Source organism: Dysgonomonas sp. 521 (assembly GCF_010501055.1).
Classification (GTDB): Bacteria; Bacteroidota; Bacteroidia; order Bacteroidales; family Dysgonomonadaceae; genus Dysgonomonas.
In genome coordinates, this window is sequence record NZ_QVMO01000117.1 from 1 (window position 1) to 9,369 (window position 9,369).

Here is a 9,369-nt window from a genome sequence, read left to right on the forward strand (position 1 = left end):
TGTACATAGGAAGTGTTATGTTTTGGTTGTTTAGCGATTACTAAACTAACACTTCCTTCTGTTTTTAACAATTTTAAATTAGTCAAGACGACTTCTATCTAAATAAAATTGTTTTAAAGAAATTCGACGAGTTTTATAAAAATGGGAATGATTCAATCTTTGACGAATTAAAAGTAAAAAATCCAATAGTTTTAAAAGATATTATTGATCAGCTAAGTCAGTTGGAACTAATAAATATTGAGTCCGATATAAAAGGAGATGCTTTCGAATTCTTTTTAAAAACATACAATGCAGGAGAAAAAGATCTTGGAGAATATTTTACTCCTAGACATATTGTGAAATTTCTGGTTCAATTATTGAATCCCGTTTTTGGCGAAAAAGTGTATGATCCATTCTGCGGTACAGGAGGAATGTTAACCGAAACATTTAAACATTTAGTGCGTTCTGTTCCGAATAATGAGTCTTCGTTGAGATTTTTAAAAGAAGAAAGTGTTTTCGGAAGAGAAATTTCTTCAACTGCAAAAATTGCAAAAATGAATATGATTTTGATTGGTGATGGACACAGCAATATTCAAAGATTGGACAGCCTGTCCAGACCTATAGACAGCCTGTATGATATAGTGATAAGCAATATCCCATTTGCTCAACAAACTGAATATGGTAATCTTTATGACTTTCCTACAAAAGATGCTAACAGTATCTGTATTCAGCACTGCATCAGAGCTATTAATAAGACTTCCACAAATGGTAGATTAGGATTGATTCTTCCTGAAAAAGTGTTATTCGACAAAAACTATGAAAGTTTAAGAGAAAAGATATATCAAGATTGTACGATTGCAAATATCATATCTTTACCAAGTGGAACTTTTGAACCATATACGAATGTTCAAACGAGCATATTGCATTTGACAAAAATTAAGCGAAAAATAAAATCAGAAAAAATAAAATTTTATTTTGTAAAAAATGATGGATTTTCTTTAGATAAGAACAGAAAAAAAATCATTGGAGAAAATGATTTAGATAATTTTTTTACAAAATCCAATGAGTATAATAGCTTGTTTATCGAAAGTGAAAAGATTAAAAAGAATTCATTTATTCTTCAAGGACGAAAATACATTCCACCAAAAGAGTTAGCTGAAATAACATTCGGAACATCGAACTTAATAAAACTTTCTTCCTTTTTGAGAAAAGTAAAAAATGAATCAGTTGTTATTAATGATGCGGATGATTATGATCTGCTGGGTGTAAAAAGTTATGGACTAGGTGTTTTCAAGAAACCATTGAAAGGATATGAACTAAGCAAAGGAATGAGCTATTACAAAGCAAAAGCTGAGCATTTGTTTTGGTGCAAAGTTGATACAAAAAACGGAGCTTTCGGGGTGATTGAAGAAGATCAAGCAAATTGTATTTTCACAAGTAACATGACAATGCTGGAAATTGACAAAGAAAAAATCATTCCCTACTATTTAGAAATTCTATTTCGGAATAAAAAAATACAAGAATATTTTGATAATTATATAAGTGGTAGTACTAACAGAAAATATGTCAAAATAAGCGAACTTCTGGATTTCTATATTCCTAATTATCCAAAAAACGAACAACAAAAGATCGTAAAAAGAATATTAAAAGCAGAAAAAGAAATAATTGAAAGGAATAAATTAATAGCACAAAGCATTGAAATGATTAATTAAACCTCACTCTCTTGCCAATACCTTATTTTTAGGAACAGTGGCGACAAACTCTTTGAGATAAAAGGGCTCGAAATAAGCCACATCTGCAAACGCTTTATCATTATAGGCCGCTTCGGCCAATTCTACCATATCCGCCGCTTTAGGATAGATATTGTCCAGAAATACAGCATTCTGATGTTGTAGCACATCTTTACATTTTCCGGCTCCGTTTCCGAAAAATACAATCTTATTATTCTGAAGAAATTCGGAAAAAGACTCTCCATCAATAATATCGGCAGATACAGGGCGCAGTTCATTCAATGCCGCATCGAACAGTCCGTCATAAACTTCCATCCGGCGGGCATCTATCATCGGACAAAACAGAGATTTACTATCCGTCAATCCCCGTTTGGCCACGCCGTGTGCCATCAGCTTTAGTGTACTTATAGCTATCAGCGGGATACTCAAGCCATAACAAAGCCCTTTGGCTTCCGATACACCGATGCGCAAACCTGTATATGAACCCGGGCCACAACTTACGGCAACGGCATCCGGTTTGATATCTTCTGCACGCAGGTATTCAATAGCCTCATTTACAAACTGACCTAGCAGTACAGCATGTGAGGGGCCTTTTGTTTCCTCTTTCTCAAAGATTATTTTCCCCTGATTGGATACTGCTACAGAACATACTTCCGTGGCAGTTTCTATATTTAATATGCAAGACATTGTGTTTATTTTTTATTGTGATGCAAAATTACACAAATTCTTGACAAAAGTCTCTGATTCATTTTCTTTCTGATATACTAAATACATTCTTTTTCGTATATTTGACTAGTATTTACAAATACCAAAACGGAAATATAACCGGCAGCGAGCCATTTAATAAAAGAATAAATAAACTAAGTATAGAGCTATGAGTAAGAACAAAATGCCGCATAAAACAGATAAAAGGAAAACAAAGACTGATATAACAAACGCCGTTGTAAACTTTTTCAATAAACATTCCGAAGAATCTTTCGGGTTCAAACAGGTTGCCGAAAAACTGGGATTGAAGAAGCCGGCGGAGAAACAGCTTATAAACAATATCCTTTTCGATTTGCAGGAAGACGCTTTCATAGTAGAGACAAGCAGGGGAAAGTATAAGTCGAATAACAGGGGTATGTTTCTTGAAGGTACTTTTGAGAGACGGAGTAACGGAAAGAATTTTTTCGTAGCGGATGACGATGACCAAAGTTCCCACATATTCATTGCCGAACGCAATTCCGAACACGCGATGAATGGAGACCGCGTTAAGATTCAGGTACTTGCAAAGCGCAAAGGGCGCGATCCCGAAGGGGAGGTCGTTGAAATACTGGAACGCAAGCAGGTAAGATTTGTAGGTACGCTCGATGTACAAAAACAATTCGCCTTTCTTGTGATGGATAGTAAAATTCTGGCTAACGATATCTTTATTCCCAAAGAAAACCTGAAAGGCGGTAAAGATGGGGAAAAGGCGTTGGTAGAAGTTGTGGAATGGCCTAAAAGGGCGAAGAACCCTATCGGTAAAGTGATAGACGTATTGGGCCAGACAGGTAATAACGATACTGAAATGAACGCGATACTGGCAGAATACGGATTGCCATATAAATACCCTGAAAAAGTAGAAGCTGCCGCAAACAAGATACCGGATGATATCACAGCGGAAGAAATAGCGAAGCGTGAAGATTTGCGCAGCACCGTTACATTCACTATTGACCCGCGCGATGCGAAGGACTTTGATGACGCCCTGTCTGTAAAACAGTTGAAAAACGGACGTTGGGAAATAGGTGTACACATTGCTGATGTCACGCATTATGTACAGGAGGGCGATATTATCGACAAAGAAGGCGAAAGCCGGGCTACCTCCATTTATCTGGTAGACAGGACTATCCCGATGCTGCCCGAACGGCTGAGTAACAACCTGTGTTCTCTCCGTCCTAACGAAGACAAGCTCTGCTATTCGGTTCTGTTCGAAATGGATGATGACGCGAACATAAAAAAGAGCCGGATCGCCCGCACTGTAATACATTCCGACAGACGCTTTACGTACGAAGAAGTGCAGGATATACTGGAAGGAGCCGAGGGAGATTACAAAGAAGAAATACTAAAACTAAATGACCTCGCTAAAAAGCTGAGGGCAAAGCGCTTTGATAATGGCGCGATTGCCTTTGACCGTCACGAAGTCCGGTTCGAAATAGATGAAAAAGGCAAACCGTTGAGCGTTTATTTCAAATACGCAAAAGACTCCAATAAGCTGATCGAGGAATTTATGCTTTTGGCTAACAGGACTGTGGCAGAATTTGTAGGAAATGTACCTAAAAATAAAAAAGCGAAGACATTTGTTTACCGTGTACATGATGTTCCAAACAGTGAAAAGATGGAAAACCTGTCTGAATTTATCCGCCGGTTCGGATATAAGATCAAAGTGGACGGAACCAAAACAAACGTGTCGAAATCTATTAACCACCTGCTGGATGAGGTAAGCGGCAAACCGGAGGAGAATCTTATTTCTACGATTGCTATCCGCGCGATGGCTAAAGCGATTTATACCACAGCGAATATCGGTCACTATGGCCTTGCATTCGAATATTACACACACTTCACGTCTCCTATCCGCCGTTATCCTGATATGATGGTACATCGTCTGTTGACCCGTTATCTGGATGGTGGCCGTAGCGTAAGCAAACAGCTGTATGAAGGCAAATGTGAGCACAGTTCGAGCATGGAGCAACTTGCAGCCAGCGCCGAAAGGGCTTCCATTAAATACAAGCAAGTAGAATACATGTCGGATAAACTGGGGCAGGTATTTGACGCCGTTATTTCAGGAATAACAGAATGGGGGCTATATGCCGAAATCAATGAAAATAAATGCGAGGGAATGATTCCTATCCGCGATTTAGATGACGATTTTTATGAATTTGATGAGAAAAATTACTGCCTGAGAGGCAGGCGAAACAAGCGTACCTATAGCCTGGGCGACCCGATAAAAATAAAAGTGGCAAGAACCAACCTTGAAAGGAAACAATTGGACTTTGCACTTATCGAAGAATAAATATCAATGTTAAACGCTTAAATATTTACAAATTTAAAAACTATACACAATGAACAAGTATTCTATCAAAGCATTTATTGAAGAAACAGCACAGGATGAATCAAAAAATGATTTTTTCCAGTTAGAGAGCCCTTATATGCTCGAACTGAACATTAACAACCAGACCGTAATGTTAAAAAAAGGAGCAATGGTAGCCTACACCGGAAATGTGAAATTTGAGAGGGAAGGTATGCTGAGCAAAGGTATCGGAAACCTCATCAAGAAAACAGTATCGGGCGAAGGTACGACAATGATGAAGACATCGGGCACAGGGAAAGTTTATGCCGCGGATGCAGAAAAAAGGGTAAGGATACTTTATCTGGAAAATGAAGCGATTAATGTAAACGGCAATGACATACTTGCACATGAAAGTACGATCCAGTCGGATATAAAAATGATGAAAAGCGTAGCCGGAATCATGGGCGGCGGGTTATTTCAGGTACGCCTTAACGGTACAGGACATGTAGCTATTACAACACACGGAAACCCATTGACATTACTGGTAAAACCGGGACAGCCTGTATATACCGACCCGAATGCTACCGTGGCATGGTCGGGTAACCTGACACCTACCATCAAGACGGATATTTCGTTAAAGACATTTATCGGGCGTGGTAGTGGCGAAAGTTTCCAGATGATGTTCGAAGGCGACGGTTGGGTTATTATACAGCCTTGCGAAGAAGTGTACGGAGCGACTGAATAAAGAAGATTTTATTGCGAATTTTCAGATAAACAAAGAGGTATCCATTTTACGGATACCTCTTCCATTTTTATTTAAATAATGTATTCGCATCTACATTCCGGCGTTGGCTTTCCGTAGCCCTTTCCCATTCATGTTTCTTCATCCCTGTCATTCCGGCTATTATGTTGCTTGGGAATGTAGTGACTGCATTATTGTAATCAGTTATGGATGCACTGAGGTATCTCCTTCCCGCGGCTATTTGTTCCTCACATTCGTTGAAGCTGTACTGCAAATTGCTGAACTGTTCGCTCGCTTTGAGTTGTGGGTAATTTTCCGCCTGAATCATTATCTGCTTCATCACTTTTTCTGCTTCCCCGTCACGGACATATTCTTCGGAGGCTCTGTTGGCTGGCACCCTCAGTTTTGTGATTTTATCCAGTGTGTCGCGTTCGAATTCCATATATTGCTTCACTGTGGCTACAAGGTTCGGAATCAGGTCATTCCTCTTTATAAAAAGGGCGTCTAATACCGAGAAAGAATTATCTATCTGGTTTTTCCGTTTATTCAGTATGTTATACGAATTGATATAAACCATTATCAGCAGTACGAGGATAACTATTCCGATTATAATATAAATATTCATAATATATAATTTAAATTAAGTGATATCTACTTTGGTGTTTTCTACTTGCAAAAATAGCAATTTAGCATGGTATCTTATTTCCATATTCTTACATTCAGTTTAAGATCGTCGATAATAGTGAACTCGTCACTTATATTTTTATAGAAATCGATCAACAATTTATTGTCATCTTTTGTCAGCGACTCAAAGTAACCAATGCCGAAGTTGGAAGACTGGTTATTATTAAGCACTGTTATTTTATTGTTATGGAAGGCAATATAATATTGTCCTTTAGTTCGTTTTGCCAGATCCTTTATCCTTTCCATCAGCGAAGGAGTCAGGATATACCGGGCATCCAGCTGGTCATCGGAATATACCTCAAACATATTCATGAATTCGGGGTCTTCCAGTTTTACTTTGTCGCCTACCGATTGCGTATACCCATTTATGTCATTGTTTGTCCAGCTCCCTTTCAGCCCCAGCTTCGGTTTTATATATACTGTAGAAGTGAAATTCTTATTGAATCGTGCTACAAAAAACTGTCCGGCAAATACACTGTCCGGCGATTCCTTCTCATCTGTGAAATTTCGTCTGTAGCTGACCCAAAGTTCGCACATAATGAACGGTACGCCATTGTGATAGCCGGATATCTGGTCATTTCCCCTTATGTCATAATTCTTTTGGATAAACATATTGCTCTCTATAAATTCAGGTAAGCCGATATGCCCCATTGGTATATATTCTACCGTAGGATTTATGAATTTGATAATCTTTTTGAAGACCCCTTCGTTGATACTCTCGGCCGCTGTCAGTTCGCCCGAAGCTGCTTTCTCCTTGTATTTTTGTTTCATGTAAAAGCTGTACCCAAAACCACCGACTATAAGCAAAGCAAATACCGGAACGATTGTTTTCATAGTGCCCATCCCGGAATAATCGCCCCCTTCTACAGCTTTGAAATTAGAATAGTAAGCATAACCGATAATAGCCAGCACAACAATGATTACCAGGGGTATCATAATCATCGCTGTAGTTCGTGTTTTCTTCCGTTGCGTATCTATCTTATTTATCGTGTCTTTCAGGTTTTCATTCAGGAAGGTCTTGAATTCGTCCACACTTTTTATCGGTGTCGGTTCGGAGTTTTGCATGGATAAAGGCCTCTTCAGGGCGGAACTATTACTGTCGGCAGCCGCTGTTTCCTCATCTGTGTGAGTGTATAGTTCGTTCCTTACCTGATTCAATTTGTTTATATCCGCCCCGCTCAGAAGAATCTTTAATTCGGGTACATATACATTATGGAGAGGCAATTTGTAAAATTTAAGTTCATCTTTCAGGTTAATCATAACGTATGATACCGGACAGAATTTATAGCTGCTCTTTCCCAACGGTATGGTTATTTTATACTCCTTATATTCGTCTACGGAATTGGCTCTGGCTCCCGATTCTATTCTGTTCATCAATTCATCTATCTGCTGCGGGCGTTTGCTAAGTTTCCATATACTGTAAAAAGGATATAATATACTTCCGGCAAGTACGGCGATAAAAATATATTTCACATACCAGGGATCGTTTTCTTTTCCTCCAAAGGCTTCGGATAACGCTTCGGTAGCCGATGTGCCGGTATGAATGAATAAATAGCCGATGATACCTGCTAGCAAGAGTATGCCGAGACAGATGATCCCATAATTGATGAATGTAAGTTTTTTATCCCGCTTGTGTTCTTTTAAAAAAAGTTCTTTCAGTTCTGTGTTAGTCATAGTATTTGTAAAATTAATTAGTTAGTCTGGGAATTAACGAATGCATAAAAATAATGTATTTATAATATATATGCTTTATTAATCTTCAAATAATTCTTTTCTGATTATTAAAAAGCGGAATTCATTATGATTTTTTAAGCTAAATGTGCTACTTTTGCAGTTTAATAATAATTAAGAAAAGAGTCGTCCATGAAATCGGTGATAATCAAGGATAAAGAATTCGAACTGTTTCTGACACAGGATGTGATAGAGAAAGCAATAGATGAGATCGCGGAAAGGCTGGATAAAGATTTGGCAGGGAAAGATCCGTTATTTATCTGTGTCTTAAATGGTTCCTTTATATATGCTTCGGAATTGATGAAGCGTGTATCCATTCCATGCGAAGTATCTTTTGTGAAAATGTCATCTTATAAAGGTACTACATCAACGGGAAAGCTGAAAGAAATCTATGGGCTGGAAGAAGATATTAGGGGACGTACTGTAGTTATCGTGGAAGACATTGTGGACACAGGGTATACAATGTCATTGATGCTTGAACAACTGACCTGTGACGCTCCTAAAGAAATATTTGTAACTACACTTCTTTTGAAACCCGACGCATTGCAACATCAGGTTCAGCTGGACTATGTAGCAATGGAGATACCTAGCGACTTTATTGTAGGATATGGGCTCGACTACGACGGATATGGCCGTAACCTCCCTGATATTTATAAACTAAAGAACTCTTAACAATATCTTACGATTTACGCCTTGCTGTTTTGCAACCCGTAATTTGTAACTCGTAAATCTATCAATATGCTGAATATAATAATTTTCGGAGCTCCGGGCTCAGGTAAGGGTACGCAAAGTGAAAACCTCATTAAGAAGTACAATCTGGCTCATATTTCCACAGGAGATGTGCTGCGTGCCGAAATGAAAAATGGAACAGAACTTGGTAAATTGGCAGAAGGCTATATTTCGAAGGGACAGTTGGTACCCGATGATGTCGTTATCGAAATGCTGGCTAATGTGCTGGATACTAAAACGGATGTGTCGGGAGTTGTTTTTGACGGATTTCCACGGACTATAGCTCAGAGCGAGGCTCTTGAGAAAATACTGGAAAAGCGTGGAGAGAAAATCTCTGTGGTGGTCAACCTTGAAGTGGAGGAACCGGAACTTATAGACAGATTGATAAAACGCGGTCAGCAGTCGGGACGTTCCGATGATAATCTGGAAACGATAAAGTCGCGTCTTGACGTATATAAGAGTCAGACTTCTCCATTGAAAGAGCATTATGAGAAATCGGGGAAACTGGCTACGATAAAAGGGTTAGGAACTATAGATGAGATTTTCACTCTTATTTCCGAAGCTGTAGACAAAGTAAAATAATACTATATTTATATATCGGGGAAGTTATAAGCCTTTGAACGGTCTTATGACTTCCTTTGTTATCTAAAGCAATAGTTCGTTATAAAAACAGCTTTTTTAAGCGGCAATAGTCCCATATTGTTTTAGTTCATTAATTATCCGCTTATTTTTTTTAGAGTTTGGGT

At 38.5% G+C, this 9,369-nt stretch carries 8 protein-coding genes; 5 read left to right on the forward strand and 3 right to left on the reverse strand.

Going from position 1 to position 9,369, the window contains the following annotated elements; translation table 11 throughout:
- The first annotated feature begins 221 nt into the window (after positions 1-221).
- The gene (locus D0T84_RS19995) at positions 222-1,691 is read left to right on the forward strand and encodes an N-6 DNA methylase (protein WP_163309619.1); all 1,470 of its coding nucleotides are present in this window, start codon (positions 222-224) and stop codon (positions 1,689-1,691) included.
- Positions 1,692-1,694: 3 nt separating this feature from the next.
- On the opposite strand, the gene tsaB is transcribed toward D0T84_RS19995, so the two are convergent.
- Positions 1,695-2,396: a tRNA (adenosine(37)-N6)-threonylcarbamoyltransferase complex dimerization subunit type 1 TsaB gene (gene tsaB / locus D0T84_RS20000; protein WP_163309620.1), complete on the reverse strand. Its 702-nt coding sequence runs from the start codon at positions 2,394-2,396 to the stop codon at positions 1,695-1,697.
- Positions 2,397-2,583: 187 nt separating this feature from the next.
- On the opposite strand from tsaB, the gene rnr reads away from it, so the two are divergent.
- Positions 2,584-4,740, forward strand: a complete 2,157-nt coding sequence (rnr, locus tag D0T84_RS20005; RefSeq protein ID WP_163309621.1) for a ribonuclease R — start codon at positions 2,584-2,586, stop codon at positions 4,738-4,740.
- A gap of 49 nt (positions 4,741-4,789) precedes the next feature.
- A complete protein-coding gene (locus D0T84_RS20010; RefSeq protein WP_163309622.1) occupies positions 4,790-5,482 on the forward strand; it encodes an AIM24 family protein in 693 nt (230 codons plus the stop codon).
- A gap of 67 nt (positions 5,483-5,549) precedes the next feature.
- On the opposite strand, the gene D0T84_RS20015 is transcribed toward D0T84_RS20010, so the two are convergent.
- Positions 5,550-6,104, reverse strand: a complete 555-nt coding sequence (locus D0T84_RS20015; RefSeq protein ID WP_163309623.1) for a LemA family protein — start codon at positions 6,102-6,104, stop codon at positions 5,550-5,552.
- A gap of 74 nt (positions 6,105-6,178) precedes the next feature.
- Complete coding sequence (locus D0T84_RS20020) at positions 6,179-7,837, reverse strand: DUF3137 domain-containing protein (RefSeq protein ID WP_163309624.1); 1,659 nt, start codon at positions 7,835-7,837, stop codon at positions 6,179-6,181.
- A 189-nt stretch (positions 7,838-8,026) separates the two neighbouring features.
- Between D0T84_RS20020 and hpt the strand changes: the two genes are divergently transcribed.
- A complete protein-coding gene (gene hpt / locus D0T84_RS20025) occupies positions 8,027-8,566 on the forward strand; it encodes a hypoxanthine phosphoribosyltransferase (RefSeq protein WP_163309625.1) in 540 nt (179 codons plus the stop codon).
- Between the two features lie 66 nt (positions 8,567-8,632).
- The gene (locus tag D0T84_RS20030; RefSeq protein ID WP_163309626.1) at positions 8,633-9,205 is read left to right on the forward strand and encodes an adenylate kinase; all 573 of its coding nucleotides are present in this window, start codon (positions 8,633-8,635) and stop codon (positions 9,203-9,205) included.
- The last annotated feature ends 164 nt before the right edge of the window (positions 9,206-9,369 follow it).

What these genes read in the sequence shown, in the direction of transcription:
- tsaB (WP_163309620.1), bottom strand. Translation starts at nt 2,396, where the DNA reads ATGTCTTGCATATTAAATATAGAAACTGCCACGGAAGTATGTTCTGTA.
- rnr (WP_163309621.1), top strand. Translation starts at nt 2,584, where the DNA reads ATGAGTAAGAACAAAATGCCGCATAAAACAGATAAAAGGAAAACAAAG.
- D0T84_RS20010 (WP_163309622.1), top strand. Translation starts at nt 4,790, where the DNA reads ATGAACAAGTATTCTATCAAAGCATTTATTGAAGAAACAGCACAGGAT.
- D0T84_RS20015 (WP_163309623.1), bottom strand. Translation starts at nt 6,104, where the DNA reads ATGAATATTTATATTATAATCGGAATAGTTATCCTCGTACTGCTGATA.
- D0T84_RS20020 (WP_163309624.1), bottom strand. Translation starts at nt 7,837, where the DNA reads ATGACTAACACAGAACTGAAAGAACTTTTTTTAAAAGAACACAAGCGG.
- hpt (WP_163309625.1), top strand. Translation starts at nt 8,027, where the DNA reads ATGAAATCGGTGATAATCAAGGATAAAGAATTCGAACTGTTTCTGACA.
- D0T84_RS20030 (WP_163309626.1), top strand. Translation starts at nt 8,633, where the DNA reads ATGCTGAATATAATAATTTTCGGAGCTCCGGGCTCAGGTAAGGGTACG.